The sequence below is a fragment of the Methylobacterium sp. 275MFSha3.1 genome, from assembly GCF_900108435.1.
In the GTDB taxonomy this organism is placed as follows: domain Bacteria; phylum Pseudomonadota; class Alphaproteobacteria; order Rhizobiales; family Beijerinckiaceae; genus Methylobacterium.
Map to the genome: position 1 here is coordinate 33767 of NZ_FNWP01000004.1, position 22575 is coordinate 56341.

23 protein-coding genes and 1 riboswitch are annotated in these 22575 nt (G+C 74.1%); of the genes, 15 read left to right on the plus strand and 8 right to left on the minus strand.

Translation table 11 applies throughout. The features are described 5' to 3' along the window. Nucleotides 1-3: 3 nt before the first annotated feature. Nucleotides 4-106, minus strand: a riboswitch (glycine riboswitch). 196 nt (nt 107-302) lie between these two features. The 3 genes from BLW78_RS05190 (at nt 303) to BLW78_RS05200 (ending at nt 1787) form a co-directional block, all read left to right on the plus strand. Next, nucleotides 303-638 (plus strand): hypothetical protein, encoded by a 336-nt coding sequence (locus BLW78_RS05190; protein ID WP_056529955.1) that lies wholly within the window; start codon nt 303-305, stop codon nt 636-638. Nucleotides 639-826: 188 nt separating this feature from the next. Beyond that, entirely contained in the window at nt 827-1084 is a 258-nt protein-coding gene (locus BLW78_RS05195) for a hypothetical protein (protein WP_026605306.1), read from the plus strand. Nucleotides 1085-1181: 97 nt separating this feature from the next. Further along, entirely contained in the window at nt 1182-1787 is a 606-nt protein-coding gene (locus BLW78_RS05200; protein WP_091677285.1) for a glutathione S-transferase, read from the plus strand. Nucleotides 1788-1857: 70 nt separating this feature from the next. On the opposite strand, the gene BLW78_RS05205 is transcribed toward BLW78_RS05200, so the two are convergent. Further along, a complete protein-coding gene (locus BLW78_RS05205; RefSeq protein ID WP_042673314.1) occupies nt 1858-2331 on the minus strand; it encodes a DoxX family membrane protein in 474 nt (157 codons plus the stop codon). Nucleotides 2332-2801: 470 nt separating this feature from the next. On the opposite strand from BLW78_RS05205, the gene BLW78_RS05210 reads away from it, so the two are divergent. After that, nucleotides 2802-3599, plus strand: a complete 798-nt coding sequence (locus tag BLW78_RS05210; protein WP_042673316.1) for a glycosyltransferase family 2 protein — start codon at nt 2802-2804, stop codon at nt 3597-3599. 77 nt (nt 3600-3676) lie between these two features. Here the strand turns inward: BLW78_RS05210 and argE are convergent, their stop codons facing one another. Next, nucleotides 3677-4909 (minus strand): acetylornithine deacetylase, encoded by a 1233-nt coding sequence (gene argE / locus BLW78_RS05215; protein WP_056529961.1) that lies wholly within the window; start codon nt 4907-4909, stop codon nt 3677-3679. 261 nt (nt 4910-5170) lie between these two features. Between argE and BLW78_RS05220 the strand changes: the two genes are divergently transcribed. The 7 genes from BLW78_RS05220 (at nt 5171) to BLW78_RS05250 (ending at nt 12496) form a co-directional block, all read left to right on the plus strand. Then, a complete protein-coding gene (locus tag BLW78_RS05220; protein WP_091677288.1) occupies nt 5171-5506 on the plus strand; it encodes a hypothetical protein in 336 nt (111 codons plus the stop codon). A 67-nt stretch (nt 5507-5573) separates the two neighbouring features. Then, nucleotides 5574-6440 carry an alpha/beta hydrolase gene (locus BLW78_RS05225; protein ID WP_082558081.1) on the plus strand — a complete coding sequence of 289 codons (867 nt, stop codon included), beginning with the start codon at nt 5574-5576 and terminating at the stop codon, nt 6438-6440. A gap of 192 nt (nt 6441-6632) precedes the next feature. Beyond that, nucleotides 6633-8558: a sensor histidine kinase gene (locus BLW78_RS05230; RefSeq protein WP_091677291.1), complete on the plus strand. Its 1926-nt coding sequence runs from the start codon at nt 6633-6635 to the stop codon at nt 8556-8558. Nucleotides 8559-8923: 365 nt separating this feature from the next. Next, a complete protein-coding gene (locus tag BLW78_RS05235) occupies nt 8924-9277 on the plus strand; it encodes a hypothetical protein (RefSeq protein ID WP_020095514.1) in 354 nt (117 codons plus the stop codon). A 217-nt stretch (nt 9278-9494) separates the two neighbouring features. Continuing rightward, on the plus strand, nt 9495-10172 hold the full coding sequence (locus BLW78_RS05240; RefSeq protein ID WP_020095513.1) for a carbonic anhydrase: 678 nt from the start codon (nt 9495-9497) through the stop codon (nt 10170-10172). A 2-nt stretch (nt 10173-10174) separates the two neighbouring features. Further along, nucleotides 10175-11755, plus strand: a complete 1581-nt coding sequence (locus BLW78_RS05245; RefSeq protein WP_244526779.1) for a SulP family inorganic anion transporter — start codon at nt 10175-10177, stop codon at nt 11753-11755. Between the two features lie 366 nt (nt 11756-12121). Further along, nucleotides 12122-12496, plus strand: a complete 375-nt coding sequence (locus tag BLW78_RS05250) for a hypothetical protein (RefSeq protein WP_091677294.1) — start codon at nt 12122-12124, stop codon at nt 12494-12496. Between the two features lie 28 nt (nt 12497-12524). On the opposite strand, the gene BLW78_RS05255 is transcribed toward BLW78_RS05250, so the two are convergent. The 3 genes from BLW78_RS05255 to BLW78_RS05265 form a co-directional block, all read right to left on the minus strand. Continuing rightward, a complete protein-coding gene (locus BLW78_RS05255; RefSeq protein ID WP_091677296.1) occupies nt 12525-12740 on the minus strand; it encodes a hypothetical protein in 216 nt (71 codons plus the stop codon). A gap of 174 nt (nt 12741-12914) precedes the next feature. Then, complete coding sequence (locus BLW78_RS05260) at nt 12915-13586, minus strand: hypothetical protein (protein WP_091677299.1); 672 nt, start codon at nt 13584-13586, stop codon at nt 12915-12917. Nucleotides 13587-13708: 122 nt separating this feature from the next. Continuing rightward, nucleotides 13709-14803 carry a replication protein RepA gene (locus BLW78_RS05265; RefSeq protein WP_091677303.1) on the minus strand — a complete coding sequence of 365 codons (1095 nt, stop codon included), beginning with the start codon at nt 14801-14803 and terminating at the stop codon, nt 13709-13711. An 875-nt stretch (nt 14804-15678) separates the two neighbouring features. On the opposite strand from BLW78_RS05265, the gene BLW78_RS05270 reads away from it, so the two are divergent. Both BLW78_RS05270 and BLW78_RS05275 read left to right on the plus strand, forming a co-directional pair. After that, a complete protein-coding gene (locus BLW78_RS05270; RefSeq protein WP_083916122.1) occupies nt 15679-16524 on the plus strand; it encodes a TrmH family RNA methyltransferase in 846 nt (281 codons plus the stop codon). Nucleotides 16525-16722: 198 nt separating this feature from the next. After that, complete coding sequence (locus tag BLW78_RS05275) at nt 16723-16977, plus strand: hypothetical protein (protein ID WP_026605300.1); 255 nt, start codon at nt 16723-16725, stop codon at nt 16975-16977. 275 nt (nt 16978-17252) lie between these two features. Here BLW78_RS05275 and BLW78_RS05280 read toward each other — a convergent pair whose 3' ends face one another. Beyond that, on the minus strand, nt 17253-19301 hold the full coding sequence (locus BLW78_RS05280; protein WP_091677306.1) for a methyl-accepting chemotaxis protein: 2049 nt from the start codon (nt 19299-19301) through the stop codon (nt 17253-17255). Nucleotides 19302-19403: 102 nt separating this feature from the next. Continuing rightward, nucleotides 19404-19763: a winged helix-turn-helix transcriptional regulator gene (locus BLW78_RS05285; protein WP_020095505.1), complete on the minus strand. Its 360-nt coding sequence runs from the start codon at nt 19761-19763 to the stop codon at nt 19404-19406. Nucleotides 19764-19872: 109 nt separating this feature from the next. Here BLW78_RS05285 and BLW78_RS05290 point away from each other — a divergent pair, with 109 nt between their 5' ends. Both BLW78_RS05290 and BLW78_RS05295 read left to right on the plus strand, forming a co-directional pair. Continuing rightward, nucleotides 19873-20892: a zinc-binding alcohol dehydrogenase family protein gene (locus BLW78_RS05290; RefSeq protein ID WP_091677308.1), complete on the plus strand. Its 1020-nt coding sequence runs from the start codon at nt 19873-19875 to the stop codon at nt 20890-20892. A 10-nt stretch (nt 20893-20902) separates the two neighbouring features. After that, a complete protein-coding gene (locus BLW78_RS05295; protein ID WP_091677311.1) occupies nt 20903-21328 on the plus strand; it encodes a cupin domain-containing protein in 426 nt (141 codons plus the stop codon). Nucleotides 21329-21332: 4 nt separating this feature from the next. On the opposite strand, the gene BLW78_RS05300 is transcribed toward BLW78_RS05295, so the two are convergent. After that, a complete protein-coding gene (locus tag BLW78_RS05300) occupies nt 21333-22511 on the minus strand; it encodes an MFS transporter (RefSeq protein WP_091677314.1) in 1179 nt (392 codons plus the stop codon). Between the last annotated feature and the right edge of the window lie 64 nt (nt 22512-22575).

The window sequence follows — 22575 nt, forward strand, 5'->3', positions numbered from 1 at the left end:
CGCCCTGACGACACGGTTCCGGTGCCTGAGAGTTTCCGGGGCGGTTGCTCCGTCGGCGCCGGGTCCCCTCTGCTGGGAAGATCCCGGTCTCTCCCGCATCGTCACGATGGGCTGTCCCTGGATACGCCGACCGGCCGCGGGGGAGAAGCCCGTCCGTCCCGCCGGCGGCCGATTCCGCCGACAGCCGGTGCGCGTTGTCACCGCCGGAGCGCTGCCGGAGCGCTGCCGGATCATCGCGGGGAGCGATCCCCGCCGCCGGCGGTTGACCCGGGGGTTTGACGGGGACTTCCGGGGGACGGCCGATGCTGACCAGGACCGCGATCTACGAGGGCACGGTGCGCGACGGGCGGGAGGAGGAGTTCTTCCGCCGGGTCCGGGACGAGCTGGAGCCGTTCTGGCGGCGGTTCCCGGGCGTCACCGCCGTGCGGGTCCAGCGCCTCGTCTCCAAGGACGACGACGCGCGGCCGATCGCCATGATCCTGGAGATGGACTTCCCCGACCAGGCGGCCCTGGACGCCTGCCTCGCCTCGTCGATCCGCCCGGAATCGCACGCCGCCACCGAGGCGGTGATGCAGATGTTCGACGGCCGCTTCTACCATCTGGTCAGCGCCGGACGGACCTTGTCGCTGGTGGATTGAGATCAGGTCCCGGGACGCCGATGACCGACCATATTCACCGCCGTATTTACCGTACATAAACCGAGACTGACAGATTCATATCTTCTAGAGACGAAACTATTCGCCTACACACCAGTCGAACCAACCCTCTTAAGGGTCTCGGTGCAGCTTGTGCCCGAGCGACACCCTTGGTTCAGGCGGACGGCGCGATGGCGAAGTGGATACCTGGCGCGGCCGTCTTCGGTCTCCTGTGCCTGATGATCATCCCGGCCCCCGGGATCTGGGGCGTCCTGATCGGGGCCGCCTGCGTGCTCGCCATCGTCGGCAGCCTGTGCATGCTCGTCCTCGATCGGGTGGCGAGCGCCATCCTCGTCTGGCGCCAGCGGGTGCGGGTGCGACGCCCGAGTTCGGGCCGGAGCCGCAGCCGGGTGGTCCATGCCGGCTCCAGGGTGACCCGGAAGGTCTGAGCCTCCGGCGGGGCGCCGGGGACTGGATTCCCCGCGGTATCGGTGCAAGGTCCCGGCGCCGCGATCACGGCGCCTGAGACCAAACCGGGACGGTCCGATGAAGCTCCTCTACTCCCCCGCCTCTCCCTACGCCCGCAAGGTGCTGGTCCTCGCCCACGAGACGGGACTGATCGACCGGATCACCGTCACCGTCGCGGGGGCCTCGCCGACCGGCCCCTCCGCGGAGGTCGCCGCCCACAATCCGCTGGGCAAGATCCCCGCCCTGGTGCTGGAGGACGGCACAGCCCTCTACGACAGCCGGGTGATCTGCGAGTATCTCGACAACCTCTCCGCCGGCCCGCGCCTGTTCCCCGAGGGCGCCGCCCGCTGGGACGCGCTGACCCGGCAGGCGCTCGCCGACGGCCTGCTCGATGCGGCGCTGCTCACCCGCTACGAGCGGGTGCTGCGTCCCGAGCCCCGGCGCTGGGACGCCTGGGAAGCCGGTCAGGTCGGCAAGATCCGCGCGGCGCTGGACCGGTTCGAGAGCCTGGTCGGCGGGATGCCGGCGCTGGATATCGGCACGGTCGCGCTGGGCTGCGCGCTCGGCTACCTGGACCTGCGCTTCCCCGATCTCGCGTGGCGGGAGGGCCGCCCGGCGGTCGCCGCCTGGTACGCGGAGTTCGAGCGCCGCCCGTCCATGGAAGCCACCGTGCCGAAGGGCTGAGGGGCTCTGAGGGGCTGAGGGCCCCGCCGCGCCAAGCCCCGCCGCGCCAAGCCCCGCAGACCGCGCCCCGCTACGGCCGGGCCCGGTCGGCGATCGCGTAGGGATGGGTCGATCCGAGCGGATCGGCGAGGAAGTCCTGGACCGTCCCGGCGCCGGTGCCGAAGGTGATGAGCAGGAAGCCGCCCGCCAGCGCGAAGTTCTTCAGGAAGTCCCAGAACAGCTCGCGGCCCCTGCCCCCGGCCCAGAAATCCCCCGGCACCCAGAACTGCTTCCACAGCAGCGCCGTCACCCCGCAATAGCCGGCGAGCACGAAGGCGGCGGCCCGGTCGGCGGTCCCGGTCAGGATGCACAGCGACATCCCGATCTCGACGCAGAGCCCGATCAGGATCAGCGCCGCCGCGGGCGCGGTGGCGTGCACGGCCTGCCGCGCCTGCCCGACCGCGCCCCTGAAGTTCAGGATCTTGTCGAGGGCGCTGAACGGCAGGAACAGCAGCACGAGGAGCAGGCGGACGCCGAACGCGATCGCGACGCTGAGGCTGGCCATGCTCTGAAGGGTCTCCCTCAACCCGGCCCGGTGCGGACCGCTGATCCAAGGCGGTGATCCAAGGCGCTGATCCAAGCCGCGAGCGGCGCGAAGGTTTCCTCCGCGACGGGCCGGTGCCGGCCGGGAGTGACTCTGCCGCCCGGCATGCCGCGCTTCTTCGAGCGAGGGTGGCATCGCGGCAACAATGATTCAAGCCGTTTCGCGAAAATAATGGAACACCGGAAATTTTCAGAATTTCGGATCGATTCTCGGCCGACCGATCGATCGCGATGTATACAGTAACTCGAAACTTTTTCGATCATTATTGAACTCTACCCGAACCGATCGTCCGAGACTTGACAGGCACGGTCCCGTCTCGGCTCCAGTTCTGCAAGTCTCTCTCGGTCGACGCGCGGTGATCACGCGTGACGGCGCGCAGATCGGGGGAACCGGACCGCAAACCGTATCCGCAGAACCGGCGAGCCTTGACCATGCGAATCGCGATCATCACGCCGTCGCGGCTCAAACCCTCGACCCTGGCCGGAGAGGCCGGCCCGTACTTCCTGGAGCACGCGATCGCGAGCGCCAACGCCCAGGAGCTCGACCGGCCGGCGACGATCCACTTCTTCGTCGGAACCGATCCCGGGACCGAGATCCCGGCACGGCTCGCCGCGCACCCGCAGGTCACCTTCGCGCGCGGCGCGCGCAAGGGCCAGATCCCCGCGCTGAACGCCGCCATCGCCGCCGTCGACGACAGCTGGGACCTCGTCGGCTTCCTCGAGGACGACGATCGCTGGCTGCCGCCCTATCTGGGCGTCGCCGTCCGCGCCCTGGACCGCTTCGATTTCGTCTCCTCGACGCAGCTCGAGACCGACGAGGCCGGCGAGGTGGTGCGGATCAACGACTTCGCGACGCCGTCGGGCTGGCTGATGCGGCGGACCACCTTCGCGCAGGTCGGCGCGATCAGCCCGGCCGCGAAGTGGCACTACGACAACGAGTGGCTCGGCCGCCTCGCCGAGACCGGCCTGCGCCGCGCCCACCTCGTCGAGGCGACGGCGCCCGTCACGCTGCAGCACGCTTCCCTGGTCCGCCCGTGGCTCGCCAACGTCCTCCAGCTCGGCGGCCCCAACGTGCAGCTCGCGCGCCACGGCTTCGTCCTGCCGCTGGTGTGCCGCCTCGTGCATCCGGGCTCCGGAAGCTCGGATGTCGGCCAGGGCGGGACGTCGAGGGCCGAGAGCGAGGCCGAGTACCGGCGGCTGGTCGACCGCTTCGGCCGCATCCCCTGGTGAGATCGCCCTGGTGAGATCGCGCCGCGCGGCGGAGGCTCCGCGGACCGGCGGCGCGCCCGACCGGCGCGGAGGCCGGTTCAACCCGGGAGCGCACCCTGGGACGCCGCCGCGGAGCCGGTCACGCAGGCGCCGATCAGCCGCCGCACGAAGCCCGCGCAGGCCGCGAGTTCGTCCCGGGTGACGTACTCGTCCGCCCGGTGGGCGCGCGCGATCGAGCCCGGCCCGATCACCACGGCCGGCACGCCGCCGAGCCGCTCGAACAGCCCGCCCTCCGTGCCGTACGAGACCTTGGCGTGGCCGTTGCGGCCCGCGAGGCGCTTGGCCAGGGTCACGATCGCCGCCTCCGGATCGGTGTCGAGGCCCGGATAATCGATCAGCGGCTCGACCGCGACGCCGCAGGCCGGATCGCCGGCCCGCATCAGCGGCGCCAGCGTCCCGGTGGCGTAGGCGATCGCGGACGCCGCCAGCGCGGCGGCATCGTCCGCGCCGATCGCCCGGTACTCGAACTCGACGCTGCAGCTGTCGGGCACGATGTTCAGCGCCGATCCGCCCCGGACCACGCTCGACAGGCCGGTGGTGTGGGGCACGTCGTAGAGCGCGTCGCGGGCGCCGTCCCGGGCGATGGCCTCCGCCGACAGGCGGACATGCTCGATGAAGCGGGCGGCGTACTCGACCGCGTTGACCCCCTGGGGCGCCAGGGCCGAGTGGCTGGCCTTGCCGCGGAAGGTGAGGCGGGCGGCCGATTTGCCCTTGTGGCCGACCACCACGTCCATTCCGGTCGGCTCGCCCACGAAGCAGCCGAGCGGCCGCGGCACGCGCTCGAGCATCCGGGCAATCAGCGGGCGCACGCCGAGGCACCCGATCTCCTCGTCGTACGAGATCGCGATGTGGATCGGGGTGGCGAGTTCCGCCGCGACCATCTCGGGCAGGAGCGCGAGGCAGACCGCGAGGAACCCCTTCATGTCGGAGGTGCCGCGCCCGTAGAGCCGCCCGCCCTCCTCCCGCAGGACGAACGGGTCCGACGACCAGGGCTGGCCGTCGGTCGGCACCACGTCGCTGTGGCCGGAGAGCACGTAGCCGGGGCGCGTCTCGTACGGCCCGACGCTGACCAGCAGCGCCGCCTTCCGGCCCGTCGGATCCGGCACCCGCTCGACCGCGGCGCCGAGGTCGCGGCAATAGGCCTCCGCCCAGTCGATCAGAGGCAGGTTCGAGCGGGCGCTCACCGTGTCGAAGGCGACGAGCGCGGCGAGCAGCGCCGCCGGATCGGGCGTGCCGGGGCGCGGCGTGGCGGTCTGTGCGGACTCTGTCATGGATCCCATGTCGTGGGGAGGCCGTGGGGAGGTCTTGGCTGGGTCTTGGCTAGGTCTTGGCCAGGTCTTGGCCGGGCCGCGGCCGGCACACCGACCCTCCCGAATCGGTTTCGGAGGGGCGCGGAGTCCGCCGGAGTTCTCGGCCTTCCGGGGATCCAGGGCAATGCCCGGCCCGGCCGGCGCCGCTCCGGAACCGGGACGACGTTCGGGCGTAGCCGCCGGGTAGGGCCCCTTCGGCCCGCTCGTCCCGGAGCCCCGACCATGCGTCCCGGTCCCGCCCCGATCCTCGCCGTCCTCCTGTCGACGCTCCTCTTGTCGACGCTCCTCTTGCCGACGGCCCTGCTGCTGGCCGCCCCGGCCGAGGCCCGCCGGCAGGCCGCGCCCCCCGCCGGGCGACCGCATCACCGCGCGGCCTCCGACATGGACCTGACCCTCGCCCGCATGGCGGCGCGCGACCGTCCGCTCTGGCGGGTCTGGCAGCGGCCCCGGCCCCTCGCCCGCACGGTCGCGCCGGCGACGCGCGAGCGGGTCGCGGCGCCGCCGCTCACGGGCTGGGGCTACGGCGGCACCGTCCCGGGTGCCGCGCCCGGCTTCTGAACCGCCTCGACCCGGGCCCGGCCGCCTGCCATGGTGCGGGCGACCGCAGCGGCCCGAGACGGACACGATGGTGCTGGAGTTCCGCCTGGACGATCCGACCCCCGCGGATCCGCGCCGCCGCTGGGACACCCTCGCGCAGGAGGCGCGGGACGCCTGCTACGACAACACCCGCGCGGTGGCCGACAGCGCCGCCCAGGTGGCCGCCCGGGACGCGGCCTCGGCCGCCTATCGGGCGGCGCATCCGGCCGGCCTCGACGTGCCCTACGGCCCCGGCGCCCGCAACGCCCTCGACCTCTACCCGGCGCGGGACGCGGCGGCGCCCTGCCTGGTCTTCATCCACGGCGGCTATTGGCAGCGGGGCGCCCGGGAGCTGTTCGCCTGCTTCGCGGAGGGCCCGAACGCCGCCGGCTGGTCGGTGGCGATGGTCGGCTACACCCTGGCGCCGGAGGCGGGCCTTTCCCGGATCGTGGCGGAGATCGGCGCGGCCCTCGACTGGCTGGCCGCCCACGGGGCCGCGCGCGGGATCCGCGGTCCCCTGATCCTGTCGGGCTGGTCGGCGGGCGGGCTGCTCACCGCGATGCAGCTCGGCCATCCGGCGGTGGCGGCGGGTCTGGCGATCTCCGGCGTCTACGACCTCGCGCCGATCCGCCAGACCTCCCTGGACGCCAAGCTGAGCCTCACCGACGGCGAGATCGAGACCCTGTCGCCCCTGCGGCTCCCGGTGATCGCGAAGCCGCTCTGCATCGCCTACGGCTCCCGCGAACTGCCGGCGCTGATCCACGACGCCCGCAACCTGCACGCCCTGCGGGCGGCGGCCCACGCCCCCGGCTCCCTGCTGCCGGTCCCCGGGGCCGAGCACTTCTCGGTGCTCGACGCCCTGCGCCGGCCGGGCGGGCTCCTGGTCCGGGCGGCCCACGCCCTTCTCGAGGATTGAGGCCCCGGCCGGCAGCCCGGACCGCACCCGGACGAGCCGGGGGGACGACGGCGTGCAGATTTGCAACTCCCGATAGAAATTCTGCATCGCCGAGGCCCGTTTCCGCCTTGCTGAGGCCTGCCCCGCGTGCTGAGACGGGATCGCGGGCACGATCTCCCTCCACCGGGAGCCGGCCGATCCCAGGGAGATCGGATGCAAGCGGTCGCGCGATCGGAATCCCTTGCGGCGCCCTGCGCCGGCCCCGCGGACCGGACCGGCCGCCGCGGCGGATGGCGTGACCGGTGGCGCGCGCCGCGGCTGCGCGTCGTGCTGGCCCTGGGTTTCGGCACGCTCGGCTTCCTGACGACCCTGACGCTCGCCGCCCTGGTGAGCCGCGAGGCGACCCGACGGCTCGAGGCGGAGGTCGGCGGCCAGCTCGCCGAGATCGCCGGTCAGATGGCCCGGGGCCTCGATATCGGGATGTTCGAGCGCTGGCGCGACATCCAGATCGCCGCCGCCTCGGACAGTCTGCGCGATCCCGGGACCGGAACGGCCGCCAAGCGCGCCGTGATGGAGCGGCTCCAGGCGACCTACCCGGCCTACTCGATCATCGGGCTGATCGGCGCCGACGGGCGCTTCTCCGTCACCAGCACCGGCGCCCTGGAGGGCGCCGACGTCTCCGGCCGTGACTATTTCCGCGGCGGCCGCGCGGGCCCCTACGTGGGCGACGTGCACCCGGCCAAGCTCCTCGAGGCGCTGATGCCCCCGGACGAGGCCGCCGCGCGCGCGGCGTCGCGCGAGCCCCTGCGGCTCCTCGACGTCGCGGCGCCGGTGCGGGCGACGGACGGCCGCGTCCTCGGGGTGCTGGCCGCCCATCTCGACTGGACCTGGGCGCGCGACATGGCCCGCATCCTCGAGGCTGGCCTCCGGGGCCACCGCCAGGGCGCCGAGATCCTGATCCTGTCCCGCGACGGCACCGTGCTCCTCGGGCCGCCCGCCCTGCAGGGCGCCCCCCTGCCCCGCTCGGTCCTGGCGGGCGGCCGGCCCCTCGATCCGGAGGGCACGAGCCGGGTCGGCCCCTGGCCGGACGACGCCGCGTATCTCAGCGCCCGCGCGTCCACGGCCGGCCACCGCGACTATCCGGGCCTCGGCTGGCAGGTGGTGGTGCGGCAGACGGCCGACCGGGCCCTGACCTCGGTGGCGGCCCTGCGCGGGGGCATCCTGGCGGCGGGCAGCGCGGTGGCCCTCGCGGCGGCGCTGCTCGCGTGGCTGCTCGCCGGCCTGATCGCCCGCCCCCTGCTGGATCTGGCGGCCGCCGCCGAGACCCTGGGCCGCGACCAGCCCCTGCCGACGCTGCCCCGCTCCCTCGTGCGCGAGGGCGCGACGATCGCCGACGCCCTCGCGGCGGCGGCGGACGAGCGGGCCCGGCGCGCCGAGACCCACCGGCTGCTGATCGACGAACTCAATCACCGGGTGAAGAATACCCTCGCCACCGTGCAGGCGATGGCGGCGCAGAGCCTGAAGAATCTGGGCGCCGGCGCGGCGGCCGGGCGCGACGCCTTCGAGGCGCGGCTCCTCGCCCTGTCGCGCGCCCACGACATCCTGACCCGCGAGAGCTGGGCGAGCGCGGATCTGCGCGGCATCGCCGCCCAGGCGGTGCGGCCCTTCCTGGGTCCGGACCCCGCGGGCGGCGATCCGTCGAACCGGGATTCCTCCGGTCGGGAGACTTCGGATCGTGACCCTGCGGACCGGGACGCTCCGGGTGCGAACACCCCGCGCATCACCCTGGACGGCCCCGACCTGCGGCTGCCGCCCGAGGGCGCCCTCGCGCTCACGATGATCCTGCACGAATTGTGCACCAACGCGGTCAAGCACGGCGCCCTGTCGGTTCCGGGCGGGCGGGCCGCGCTGGCCTGGACGGTGGAGGCGGGTCCGGACACCGAGACCCTGCGGCTGACCTGGCGCGAGTGCGGCGGCCCGCCGGTCGTCTCGCCGTCGCGGAAGGGGTTCGGCACCCGCCTGCTCGAGCGGGGCCTCGCCGGAGGCAGGACCGCCAGCCTCACCTACGAGGCCGGCGGCCTCGTCTACGTGGCGGCCAATCCCCTGCCCGCGGCGCGTCTCCACACCGGACGGGCCTGACCCCGCTCCGGCCCGGGCGACCGTCGTCCCGACCGCACCCGACAGCGCGCGCGTCCGCGGTGCGAGGGCGGCCGCGCGGCCCTGCGCGCCGCGGACACGCGCCGGAAGGACACGCGCCGGAAGGACACGCGCCGGAAGGACACGCGCCGCGCCGTCGGCGCCAGATCTGTCCTTAATCCCGGCCGCTCTCTCAAGATGGACAAAGACGTGCGCGGACGCACACGATAGTACTTACGCCACGGATTAAAGCTTTCGTCGATACAATGTGCCGATGCGCACACGCTATTCCGAAAATGTAGACTAGGGTCGACTTATCGGCAGGGATGCGGTGTCCCTCGCCACAAGTCGAACAGCGAGGAAACGTCATGATCCAGTCCCGCACCCAGTCCCGACATCTCCCGGTTCGCGGCCACGCGGCCGGTCCCGCCTTCGGCCTCGCCCTCGGCCTCGTGGTCGGAATCCTCGGAGCGCCCCTGGCGGCGCAGGCGGGCGAAGGCGGCGGCGGGAGCCGGCAGGCTGCCGGCGGCGGCCACATGAGCTCCTACATCAACGACCCGCACCACGACCCGCGCTCGCTGCACTCGCAGCGCTCCGGGTCCGGGCAGCTCCTCGGGGCGCCGATGGTTCACGACAGGGCTGGGGCCACCGTGGCGCGCGGCCAGGTCGTCGACCCGCACTGGGCCTCCGGAACCGCGGAGCGCCGCCGAGTCCGTCGCTGAGACGTCGGACCCTGAGACTTCGGAAGCCGGGCCTCCGACGCGACGCTCGGACACGACACCCCGACACCGACACCCGCCGCCCGGCCCCTCCGGCCGGGCGGAGCCGACGGGAGACCGCTCCGCGCTCCCGTCCCGCGCCGCCGTCCGGCAGGCGCGCTCCGGCGCATCGCCCTTCCCCACTCTCGCCTTCCGATTCTCCCGGCCTCAGGGACCCTTCATGAACAACCTCATCCAGGGCATCGCCAGCTTCCAGGGCAGCGTCTTCCCCGGCCAGCGGCAGATGTACCAGCAGCTGGTGCGCGACGGTCAGCACCCGAGCGCGCTGATCATCGCCTGCGCGGATTCCAGGGTCTCGCCCGAGCACATCACCCAGGCGGGACCCGGAGACCTGTTCGTCTGCCGCAACGCCGGCAACATCGTGCCCCCGGCCTCCGACGTGGTCGGCGGCGTCTCCTCGGCGATCGAGTACGCCGTGGTGGCCCTCGGCGTGCGCGACATCGTGGTCTGCGGCCACTCGGATTGCGGCGCCATGAAGGGGCTGATGAACCGGGACCTGCTCAAGCGGATGCCCAGCGTCGCGGCCTGGCTGCGCCACGCCGAGGCCGCCGAGCGGATCGTCTGCGAGGCCTATCCCGAGGGGATGGACGCCCAGGCCCGCCACCACGCCCTGGCCCTGGAGAACGTGGTGGTCCAGCTCGCCAACCTGCGCACCCATCCGAGCGTCGCCGCCGCCCTGGCCAAGGGCTCCCTGCGGCTGCACGGCTGGTTCTTCGAGATCGAGACCGGTGCCCTCCTGGCCTACGACGGCGCGAGCGGGCAATTCCGGCCGATCGCCGGGGCCGACATGCCCGTGGCGCAGGATTCCTCCGCCAGCAGCCGCCTGCAGGCGGCCTGACCATGCGCGCCTCCGGCCGCCTGACCACGAGCCTGCAGAGCGCCCTCGCCCCGGACGGCGCCGTCCGGGCGAGCCTCGCCCGGGACCTGCCCGCCTCCGTGGTGGTCTTCCTGGTGGCGCTGCCCCTGTGCATGGGCATCGCTATCGCGTCCGGCGTGCCGCCGGAGCGCGGCCTCATCACCGGCATCGTCGGCGGCATCGTGGTCGGCCTCCTCGCCGGCTCGCCGCTCCAGGTCAGCGGGCCCGCCGCCGGGCTCGCCGTGATCGTCTACGGGTTCGTGCAGTCGCACGGTCTCGACGCCCTGGGTCCCGTCCTGGTGGTGGCGGGCCTCGTCCAGCTCGTCGCCGGCGCCCTGCGGGTCGGCGGCTGGTTCCGGGCGATCTCGCCGGCCGTGGTGCACGGCATGCTGGCCGGCATCGGGATCCTGATCGTGCTGGCCCAGATCCACGTCCTGACCGACGCCCTCCCCCGGGCGAGCGGCCTCGACAACCTCGTGGCGATCCCGGCCGCGTTCTTCAACTTCGTCAGCGGCACGGGCGACCGCACCGGGGCCGTGATCGTCGGCGGGATCACCATCGCGGCGATGATCGCCTGGGAGCGGCTGCGCCCGGCGCGGCTCCGGCTCCTGCCCGGGGCGCTCGTCGGCGTGCTGGCGGGCAGCCTCGTGGCGGGATTCGGGGATCTCGCCGTCAAGCGCGTGGCGGTGCCGGAGGCCCTGTTCTCCGGCCTCGCCCTGCCGGCGGCCGAATCCTGGGCGCGCCTCGCCGAGGCCGAGATCCTGATCATGGCCCTGGTGATCGCCGTGATCGCCAGCGCCGAGAGCCTGCTCTCGGCGGCCGCCGTCGACCGGATGCACGACGGCCCCCGCACCCAGTTCAACCGCGAACTCGGCGCGCAGGGCATCGGCAACCTGATCTGCGGGCTCGTCGGCGCGCTGCCGATGACCGGGGTGATCGTGCGCTCCTCGGCCAACGTCCAGGCGGGCGCCGTGAGCCGCGCCGCCACGGTGATGCACGGGACCTGGATCCTGGCGTTCCTGCTGGTGCTGCCCTGGCTGCTGGCCCTGGTGCCGACCGCGAGCCTCGCCGGCATCCTGGTGGTCACCGGCTGGCGGCTGGCGAGCCCGGCCCACGCCCTGCACCTGCAGGCCCGCTACGGCTGGCTGACCGCGGCGATCTGGCTCGCCACGATGGCCACCGTGGTGGCGGTGGACCTGCTCACCGGGGTGCTCACCGGCCTCGCCCTGAGCCTGATCCAGGCCCTGCCGAGCCTGCGCAAGGGACGGCTCCGGATCGAGCACGCGGCGGCCCCCGAAGTGCCCGGCGTGCCGGAGCTGCGCCTGTCGGGGGCGGCGACCTTCCTGCAGCTGCCGAGCCTCACGGCGGCCCTGGAGCGGACCCCCGCGGGCGGCGAGGTCCGCCTCGCCACCGACAACCTCGCGGCCATCGACCACACCTGCCTGGAGATGATCGGCGACTGGGCGAGCCGGCGCAGCGCCGGCGGCAGCCGGATCGCCGTGGTGGGCGGGTCGGGTGTCCCGCACGACCGGCTCGCCGCCGCGGTGGCGGCCCCGGCGCACTGAGGACCCTGGCGCCCTCCGCCGGCGGCGAGACCCGTCGGGCGGAGGGCGCGCCGCCCACCCGGGGCGGTTCGCGGCGACACGGCCCGAACCGACGGCCCGAAACGACGGCGCGGAGCCGTTCCCGGCGCGATCGGGAGCGGCTCCGCGCCGCGTCCGCACCCGGTCGCCGGGCCTCCATTCCCGGACGACGGCGGCCCGCCGCGCGGGCCGTCAAGGCTGTCCGCCTCCGGGGAGACGGCGATCTTCAAAACCGGTTAATCCTGAATCTTCGCGCCCCTTTAACGAGCGGGAGGCCAGACTCAGCCTCACGGCAGGTCCGGCCCGCGGGACCGGCCGGCGGAATGGTTCTCGTCAGGAGCTTCGTCGATGATCAGGTTCCTCGCGGCCTCGGCCGCCTGCCTGGTCCTGTGCGGCGCCGCGGCGGCGCAGGACATGCCCGGCCTCGCGACCCTGAGCCCGCCCGACCCGGTGCAACCGGTGGCGGCGAGCCCCGCGCTCCCGGCACCGGACGGCGCGGTCGCGCCGGGATCGCGAGCGGAGGCCGGCTCCGATCCGGTCGCGCTCCGGCCCGCGCCCGGCCGGGTGCCCGTCGGCAGCCTCACCCTCCGCGGCACCGCCGCCGACCCCGCGCAGACGACCGCCAGCCTGAAGGTTCCGGCGACCGGCCCCGGCGCGTCCAAGCCCTGGTGCGCGCAGGAGCGCCGGATCGGCACCGGTCAGGGCTTCTGCCTGGTCAACTGAGCGGCCCCTGCGGGGCCCGGCGACGGGATCAGGAGGCCGCGTAGACCGTGACCTCGTCGAAGGTTCCGCCCTCGGGCGCGTCGTCGAGGGACGCGACGAGAAGCACCAGCACGGCCGCGCCGACCGCCGTGACGGCGAGGAGCCGCGTGATCCGATCGGCGTGGGCGCGGGCGGCGTGGATCAGCGCGCATCCGAGCACGAAGGCGCAGACCTGCGTGACCGGCGCGGCGAGCGCCGCCGTCATCGCGCCCGCCCGATCATCCGATCACGTCCGGTCCTGTGCATGCACGCCCTCCCCGGCCGGGACGCCGTCTCACGGCCCGCCGGCGCGCAGCCGCGCGGCTCGGCGGGCACCGCGCGCGCCCGATAGGGGGGAGACGGCGGCGGGGTCCGGCCCACGCTTCGTGACCGACGCCCCTCAGGCGGGGCCCGGCCCCGGCCAGTCCGGAGTGGATCCCGGACTGGATGCGGGGGTCGATGCCAGGGCGTAGGTGGCCTCGGCGACCCGGTTCAGGGGGCCGCCCGGCCCGGACCGCTTCCACAGGCGCGTGTTCAGGGCCGCCACCGGATCCCGGCCGGGAAGGGTGAAGCCCTGCCCGGCGAGCACCTCCAGGATCTCGGCCGCGTGCAGCGGCCGGCCCGCCCGCGCGATCGCCGCGCAGGCCGCCTGCACCACGGCCCGGCCGTAGCGGCGGGCGCCGGCGGCGTCCTCCGTGAAGGCGATCGCCGGCGGGATCGGTCCGGCGGCGCCGACGGGACCGGGCGCCCCCGCGGACCGCGCCGCCGGACCGGCCCGCGCGCCCCAGTGCCCGGGGGCCGCGCCCGCCGCGTCGGCAAGCGATCCGGACCGGGCCTCTAGGACGTCCCGTACGTCCCGCCCCCGCGGCGGCTCGTCGGCCGGGTCTCGGCGTGGCCCTGCCGGCGGTTCGGGCTTCGGGGCCGGGTCCGGCCGCGCGTCCGCTCCACCGGCCGCCAACCGGCGACCGAGCTCCTGGTAGAGGACGAGATCGGCGATCTCCCGGTCGAGCGCCTCGCGCTGGCGTCGCAGCGCGGCGAGCCGCGCCGCGATCTCGGAATCCGACAGGGCCACGTGATGTTCCTTCCAGGCGGACGGAACACATATCTCATTCCGCGCCATTCAGGGAATAGCCGCCCTCACATATTCCGTCAGGCAGACATTCCCTGAGGGAATGAGAGTCAGCGATCCCTGTTCTATTCCTTGAGGCGTTTCCGTATTCCCTTAGCCGCAGGGCGAGGCGGCACGAGCAGCGTGCTGGGATCGGCCGGGTGCAGGGTCAGCCCGCCGTCGTCGAGCACCAGCGGCAGCCGCGGAAACACCTCGCGCAGATGCGCGAGATCGGCCTTGAACGCCTGGCGGAAGCTGCGGATCGAGGCGTTCTCGGCCCCGAACTGCGCGTGGAGGTTGGCCCAGGTCAGGCGGAGCGGCCGCTGCAGGGACCGCAGGCGGTAGCCGGTCCAGAACAGCAGGTCGAGCTTGCGCGCCGAGCCCGAGAAGGCCCGGGCCGCCCGCAGGTCCACCGGCAGGGCGTGCCGGATCAGGGTTTCGTAGAATTCGGGATCGAAGCGCACCGTGCGGCCGGCCTCGTCGTCCCCCTCCCCGGCGCGGGGGCGCCACAATTCCAGGCTGCGGAACGGCGGGACGTTGAGGGTGGTCGCGCTGTCGCGCCCGTCCCAGAGGCCGATCTGCATGGAGCAGGCGGCCAGCCGGTTCAGCTGCTCCTTGAACTGGCGGATGGTGCCCCGCTCGCCCCCCGTGACCGCGAAGCCCATCTCCCGCATGAAGCCCGACAGGGTCTCGGCCACCTTCACGGTGGGGCTGCGCTGGCGCACGGCCTCGGTGCAGAGGTGCAGCAGCACCAGCCGGGCCTTCGGGCCGTAGGGCAGCCCCTGGGGCTCGAAGGCGCCGGTCTCCGGGTCCTTGATCCGGCCGGCGATCAGGTTGAGCGAGTTGCGGCCGTAGCTGCGGGAGAATTCCCGCACCGGCCCGGGGTCCCGGTAGGGCAGGCCGCACAGCGCCAGGACCGAGTGGATGTGCTGGAGGCTCGACGGGACGGCCGGCTCGTTCTCGATCACGAGGCGCACCGCGTCGCGGCGGCGCTGGTCGCGGGACAGCCCGGCCCGGCGGCTCTCCTCCTCCCCCAGGAGGGCGGCCTGGGCGTCGCGCTCGCGCTGACGGTGCAGCACGTGCTCGACGATCTGCGCGAACAGGAAGCCGCCGCGCGCCGCCTCGATCTCGGCCCGCAGGTCCGGGTCGTGGATCCCGGCGATCTTCTCCTCGATGCTCATCGCCCCTCGGCCCGCGGTACACGGGCCGTCGATCCGCCAGGCGGACGGACGGCCCGATCCTGCCATGCCACGATTCGCCCGCCGCGGCCCCCGTCCCATCGGCCTTGTCCCGGCTATCCACGCTTCCCCGGTCGCGGGGACGCGCCCGAAAGCGGGCCGACACTGCTCCCTTCACGGCCGGCTCCCGGGCCGGCACGCGCAGAGTTCGATACGGGCCCCGCTCCCCCGGCGATCCCACGCAGAGTCCGATACGCGGGACCGCTCGGTGTCCGTCCCCGTTATTCACCGCTCCGGGCCCGGATTCGCGCCGAATCGGATACGCCGCCGCGCAGATTCCGATACGCCGACCGGCCCTCCGGGCGCAGAATCGGATACGCCGCGACGCAGAGTCCGATGCGGGCCGGCGCAGAGTCGAATGCGCGAATGCAGGCCAAGGCCCTGGCACAGATGCGGAATTCGCAACCCCATATAACTTGCTGAACTGACTCTCTGAGAGATTCGTCCAGATAATCTTCCTACTGCGGACCAGGCCGTTCGTTCTGACGAACGACCGTGTCGCGCCCGCACATGCACAGGTCACAAAGGGAATATGAGTTCGTTTTCCACATTCCTACGCGGGAAGACTGTCCCGACTTGACGGGTCGGCGACGGAATCCGGGGCCGTGCCGGCGCGCTCCATCGATCGTCCTGGCCCTGGATCCCCGAGGGCTGCCGGCAGTTCCCGGTGTGATGCCGGCTTGACGCGCGCGATGCCGCCCGGTTTCTCGGCTCCTTCCGACAGGGCCCTCAGAGAAGAGCGCGCCGATGCCCCCCTTGCCCGAATTCGTCTGGCCCAGCCTCGCCCGACCCAGGGCCCCTTCGCCGATCGCGGCCCGATGACGGATCGCCGCGACGACGCCCGGCCGCCCGGCGGACGCCCCGCCCGGCCCCGCCCGCACGGGCCCCGGCGCCCCGCTCCCCGGTCCGGAGGTCGCCCGGGCGGGGCGTCCCGCCCGTGGGAGGAGGGCGGCGACGGGCCGACCGTGCTCTACGGGTGGCATCCCGTGGTGCAGGCCCTGGGCAACGCCCAGCGCGGCCTGCACCGGCTGCTCGCCACCGAGAACGCGGCCGCGCGCCTGGAAGCCGAGTTCGGCGGCGCCGTGCGGATCACCCCGGAGCTGGTGCGGCCGAGCGACATCGGCCGCCTGCTCGGCCCGGACGCCGTCCACCAGGGCCTGTACCTGGAGGCCGAGCCCCTGCCCGCGCCCGGCCTCGACGACCTGCCCGCCGACGCGCTGCTGCTGGCGCTCGACCAGATCACGGACCCGCACAATGTCGGGGCGATCGTGCGCACCGCCGCGGCCTTCGGGGTCGCCGGGATCGTCACCACGGCGCGCCACGCGCCGGGCGCCACCGGGGTCCTGGCGAAGTCCGCCTCCGGCGGCCTGGAGCACGTGCCCTTCGTGACCGTCCGGAACCTCGCCGAGGCCCTGATCGCCCTGGGCGAGCGCGGCTTCACCCGGGTCGGCCTCGATTCGGACGCGCCCGAGAGCCTCGACGCGCTGACGATCGCGCGGCCGCTGGTGATCGTGCTGGGTGCCGAGGGCAAGGGCCTGCGCGAGCGGACCCGGGGCTGCTGCGACGTCCTGGCCCGGATCCCCTTCTCGGGCGCGATCCGCAGCCTCAACGTCTCGAACGCCGCCGCCATCACCCTCTACGCCCTCGGCCGCGCGAGAGACTGACAGGGGAGCGACAGGAACCCGCCGGGGCCGTGACGGACGCGCGACGGGGACGCGGCCGGACCGGCACCCGATCGGTCCCGGCGAGACACGTTCGGAAACACGGAACCGCCACCGGAAGCCCTTCTTCCGCCTAGGCAATCTTCGCAACTTCCCGTAGAATAAGTCGCGAGGGGGGCGTCGTCTCGAGGGCTGCGCCGGATGTTGGACGATGCGTTTACCTACGGCGGTTGGGTCCTCGGCCTGATCGCCGTCGGCGTGTGGATCTGGCTCGCGCGGCGCGCCTTCCCGAGTTTCGAATCCTTCGTGACGGGCTTCGACGACGAGCTCCAGCTCGGCGCCAGCCCGGAGGAGCGCGCGCGCAGCGCGCGCTGGCGTCAGGTCCGTCAGGCCGCCATGGCCCTGACGGCCGTCGCGGCCCTGTGTCTGTCGATCGGCTTCGCGATTCCCGACTGATTCCCGACGGGGCCGGAAACCCGGAGGCGATCGGGCCCGGATCCCGCGCTGAAGCCCCGGGGTTCCGGGCGTGCACCGTCCCCGTGCCCTCTCGCGGCCGGCGCGGGGCCTTCGTGGCGGTCGGCGCGTTCGGCCTCGAAGTCCTGGATCGCCGTGCCGCCCAGGGAGCGCGGCGTGTCGTGGCGGCCGCAAGCCCGTCATCGGATTCCCGGGCCGCCTCGCGCCGAGACGGTTCCCGACGCCGCCAGGGGTCTCGACCCGCCGGAAGCCTCTCTTCAGGCCGCGCGGACCCGGGCCAGGAAGCCTTCGACGGCGCCGCGCAGGTCGCCCGCCTGCCGGGACAGGTCGGCCGCCGCCCGCAGCACCTGGGCGGAGCCCTGGCTCGCCGTGCCGGCCGCCGCGCCGACACCCGCCATGTGGCCCGAGACGCCGCGTGTGTCCTGCGAGGTCTGCGCGGTGGTCCGGGCGATCTCCGCGGTGGCCGCGCCCTGCTGCTCGACCATGGCGGCGATCTCGGCGCCGATCCGCGCGAGGTCGCGGATCACCGCCGTGATGCCGCCGATCGACCGGACCGAGGCCTCGGTCGATCCGGTGATCTCCGCGACCTTGCCGGCGATCTCCTCGGTGGCCCTGGCGGTCTGCTCCGCGAGCGTCTTGACCTCGGCGGCCACCACCGCGAAGCCGCGGCCGGCCTCCCCGGCGCGGGCCGCCTCGATGGTGGCGTTGAGCGCCAGCAGGTTGGTCTGGCCGGCGATCTGCGAGATGATCGCGACGATCTCCCCGATGCTGCCGGCCGCCTGAGCGAGGCGGTGGACTTCCCCGGCCATGCCGTCGGCGCTCCGCGTGGCGTTCGCCGCGAGGTCCGCCGAGGACCCGACCTGCACGCCGATCTCCCGGACCGAGGCGGTGAGCTCCTCGGTGGCCGCCGCCACCGTGTCGGCCGAGCGGGCGGCCGAATCGGCCGACACCGCCACCGCCCGACTCAGATCGGTCGTGTCCTGGGCGGCCCGCGCCATCCCGTGCGCGGAGGTCTCCAGCTGGGCCGCCGCCGCCGAGACGGCCTCGACGATCCCGCCGACCTGGCGTTCGAAGCTGTCGGCGAGGCCGAGGGCGGCCGCGCGCTGGGCCGCCGCGGTCTCGGCGGCGAGCCGCTCCTGCGCGGCCCGGGCCGCCCGGCGCTCGGCGACGCTGTCGCGGAACGCCAGGGCGGCCGCGGCGATCGCCCGGACCTCGCGCGGCCCGCCGGTCGGGATGGTCAGGTCGGCCGTGCCCGCGTCCCGGCCGATCGCGGTCAGCACCCCGGCCATCCGGGAGAGCGGCCGGGCGATGGCCGTGCCGAGCCAGACCGCGAGGCCGGCCGAGAGGGCGAACAGGGCGAGCCCGCCGGCGGCCCAGAGGGCCAGCATCCGCTCGGCGCGGGCGTGCGCCGCCCCCGCGGCCGCCACCAGGTCGGCGGTGAGCCGATCCTCCACGCCCTTGAGGGCGTCGATCCGCTGCGTGGCGAGGCGGAACCACCCCGGCGCGTCGCGGAAGGCCGGGGGCGTCCCCGGCATCGTCTCCTGCACGCCCGCGCGCAGGCGGGCGACCGCGCGGGACGGCTCGGTCGCCTCCGCGGCGTCGAGCAGGCTCGCCTGCCCCGCTTCGGCGCCGGCCCGGAACAGGCCGGCATAGGTCGCCTGGTCGGCCGCGAGGGTCGCGAGGCGGCGGGCGGCCGCGAGGTCGAGGGTGCCGGAGGCGAAGACCGCCGAGGCGGCGGCCCGCTCCTGGCCGGCGGCCTCCTTCAGCGCCAGGAAGGCCGCGTAGGCGTTCGCCCGGGCGGCGAGGCCGGCCTCGTCGATCGCGCCGCCCATGGCCCGCACCAAGCCGAGCCCCTCCCCGATCAGGCCCGTGTAGTAGGCCACGGCCTGCGGCGGGGCCGCCGTCAGGGCGTCGACCGCCCGGCGCTGCGCGGCCAGCCCGGTGAGCGCCCGCGCGAAGCCCTCACCGCGCGCCTGGAAGACCGGCCCGAAGCCCGTCGCGGCCTTCATGGCCTCGGGAAGCCCGGCGAGGGCCGCGTCGGTGCGCACGCGCTGGGCCGCCAGTTCCGGGCCGAACTGCGCGCCCTTCGCGCCCAGGAACAGGCTCGAGGCGCCGCGCTCCCGCTGGGCCTCGTGCACGAAGGCGCTGATCCGGGAGGCGAGGCCGACCAGGCCCTCCACCCGGCCCATCTCGGCGCGGCGCGCCCACTGGTCCGACACGGCGAGGCCCGCCGCCCCCGCGAAGGCGAGGCACGGGGCGAGCGCCACCGCCAGGATGCGGGCGCGGAGCGAGGCGAGGATCGGCATCGGAAGTTCTGGAACCGTCCGGCGGGAGATGCGCCACCTTCCGGCCAAGTCATAAAGATCCGGTTATGTGGTCGCGCCCATATTCGGCACCGGTTTGCCCAATCAGGCGGCGTTTTGAGTCGTATCTGCCAATTCCGCGTGCAGATCACCCCAGGTCTTCAGCGCGCGGATGACCGGATCGAGGGACCGCCCCCGCTCGGTCAGGCTGTATTCCACCTTCGGAGGAACCTCGGCGTAGACCGTCCGGGTGATCAGGCCGTCGGCTTCCATTTCGCGCAGCTGGTTGGTGAGCATGCGCTGGGTCACGCTGGCGAGGCGCCGCCGGATCTCGTTGAAGCGCAGGGTCCCCTCCAGCAGATGGTAGAGGATCACGCCCTTCCACTTGCCGTCGATGAGCCGGAGCGTCGCCTCGACGGCGCAGCCGGGGCTGCAGGCGCCCGTGTGGCGGCGGGTGCGGGGCATGGGCTGTCTCCGACGGTATCATTTCCGGCACTAGTGGCGTTTTATGTGCGTACTTGCGGCCCGTGAAGGCGGGCGGCATCTCCTGCGGCGACACTCCGAGGAGATCACCATGCGCGCCGTCGGCTACCGCAAGTCCCTGCCGATCACCGATCCCGAGGCCCTGGTCGACTTCGACCTGCCCCAGCCCGAGCCCGGCCCGCGCGACCTGCTGGTGAAGGTCGAGGCGGTCTCGGTGAACCCGGTCGACACCAAGGTCCGGCGGCGGGCCGAGCCGGAGGAAGGCGGCACCAAGGTGCTCGGCTGGGACGCGGCCGGCACCGTCGTCGCCGCCGGCGCGGAGGTCCAGGGTTTCGCCGCGGGCGACGCGGTGTTCTACGCGGGCGACCTCACCCGGCCGGGGACGAACGCCGAATACCATTGCGTCGATGCCCGCATCGTCGGGCACAAGCCGAAGAGCCTCGACTGGGCGCAGGCCGCCGCCCTGCCGCTCACCGCCATCACCGCCTGGGAGACCCTGTTCGACCGGCTCGACGTGGGCAAGCGGGTGCCGGGCGCGGCCCCGGCGCTCCTGATCGTCGGCGGCGCGGGCGGCGTCGGCTCGGTGGCGATCCAGCTCGCCCGGGAACTCACCGACCTCACCGTGATCGCCACCGCGTCGCGGCCTGAGACGGCGGCCTGGTGCCGGGACCTCGGCGCCCACCACGTGGTCGACCATTCCAGATCCCTGGCGGCGGAGGTGGCGGCCCTGGGGATCGGCGCGCCGGGCCTCGTCTTCTCCACGACCAGCACCGACGCCCACCTCGCCGCGATCGTGGAGCTGATCGCCCCGCAGGGCCGCCTCGCCCTGATCGACGATCCGGAGCGCCTCGACGTCGGGCTCCTCAAGCGCAAGAGCCTGTCGCTGCACTGGGAGTTCATGTTCACTCGCTCGATGTTCGCCACCGCCGACATCGCCGCCCAGGGGGCGCTCCTCGACGAGATATCCCGCCTCGTTGATTCCGGGCGCCTGCGCACCACCCTGGGGGAGCATTACGGGCGGATCGACGCCGCGAACCTGCGGCGCGCCCACGCGCTGGTCGAGAGCGGGCGCGCCAGGGGGAAGATCGTGCTCGAAGGGTTTTCCGATTGAGGAGGACGTGATGGCGGACGCGGCGGGGACCGGCCTCTTCGACGTGACGGCGCTGGCGGCGGGTCTGCCCGACAGCGCCGAGACCCTCCTGGTCGACACCTACCTGACCGACCGGGAGGCGGCGAGCGCCCGGGTGTTCCGGGTCTACCGGCCGACCCCGCCGCACTATCACGCCACCTGCGACGAGTACCTCTACTGCCTCTCGGGCCGCGGCCGGGTCTGGCTGGGCGATCCGGCCGCCGAGACGGCGTTCGGCCCGGGCCAGCTCCTGTTCTTCGAGAAGGGCACGGTCCACGCGATGCCGGCGCTCGAGCCCGGGGACCCGGTGGTGTTCCTGTCGATCGACACGCCCCGGCGGGCGCCGACCGACATCGTCTTCGTGAACCCGGAGGACGGAACGCCCGCCACCTTCATGGCGCGCAACGCCGAGGCGTGAGGGGTCACACCCGCAGGGACCGGCCGGCCGCCGCCACGCCGAGGAGCAGCGCCGCCACGATCAGCAGGGACGCGGGCAGGCCGAGCGCCTGCGCGGCGAAGCCGATCAGCGCGGGCCCCGCCAGCACCCCGGCATAGCCCAGCGTCGTCACCGCCGGCACCGCCACGCGCGCGGGCATCGCGGTCTGGCGCCCCGCCGCCGTGAACAGGACCGGGACGATGTTGGCGCAGCCCGCCCCGACCAGGGCGTAGCCGGCGAGCGCCGCCTCCCAGGCCGGGATGACGACCGAGAGCGCGAGGCCGGCCGCCGCCAGCAGGCCGCCGAGGATCACCACGGGCCGCCGGCCGAGGCGGGCCACGATCGCATCCCCGCCGAGCCGGCCGGCCGTCATGGTGACCGAGAAGGAAGCGTAGCCGAGCGCCGCCCAGGCCGGATCGAGCCCGCGCTGCTGGATCAGGAACACCGCGCTCCAGTCGAGGGCCGAGCCCTCGGTCAGGAACACCACGAAGCAGAGCAGGCCCAGCACCAGCACCGGGCCGCGGGGCAGCGCGAAGGCGGGCCCGCCGCTTCCCCCTGTCCCGCCGGCCGGAAGGATGCCCGGCCAGGCGGCCGCGAACAGGGCCACGATGCCGGCGACCAGGATCAGCACGCTCCAGCCGGCGCCCAGGCCGGTGCCCATCAGGACGCTGGCCAGCAGCGCCCCCAGGATGCAGCCGAGGCTGTAGAGACCGTGGAAGCCCGACATCATCGGGCGCCCGGCGGCGCGCTCCACCGCGACGGCCTGCAGGTTCATGACGCAGTCCACCGCCCCCATCCCGGCCCCGAACAGCAGCAGCGCCCCGGTGAGCGGCACGAGCCCGGAGCCCACGGCCAGCACCGGCAGGGCGAGGCCGATCGCGAGCGTGCCGGCGAGCAGGACCGGCCGGAAGCCGAGCCGCGCGGCCGCGGCCCCGGCGCTCGGCATCGCCAGGATCGAGCCGACGCCGAAGGTGAGGAGCAGCAGGCCGAGCCCCGCCGCGTCGAGGCCGGCGCGGTCCTTCACCAGCGGCACCAGGGGCGCCCAGGTGGCGTTGGCGAGGCCGACGATCAGGAACAGCAGCCGGGTGGACAGGCGCTGCTGGGGGGCCGTGCGGTCGTCGGAACCGCGGAGGGCGGCCGGATCGGTCGCGTCGCATGCTGGCATCGATACCTGTCGGGATGTGGATCTGAGGGCGGGATACGGCGACGTGGATCTCGGCGCCCGCGGT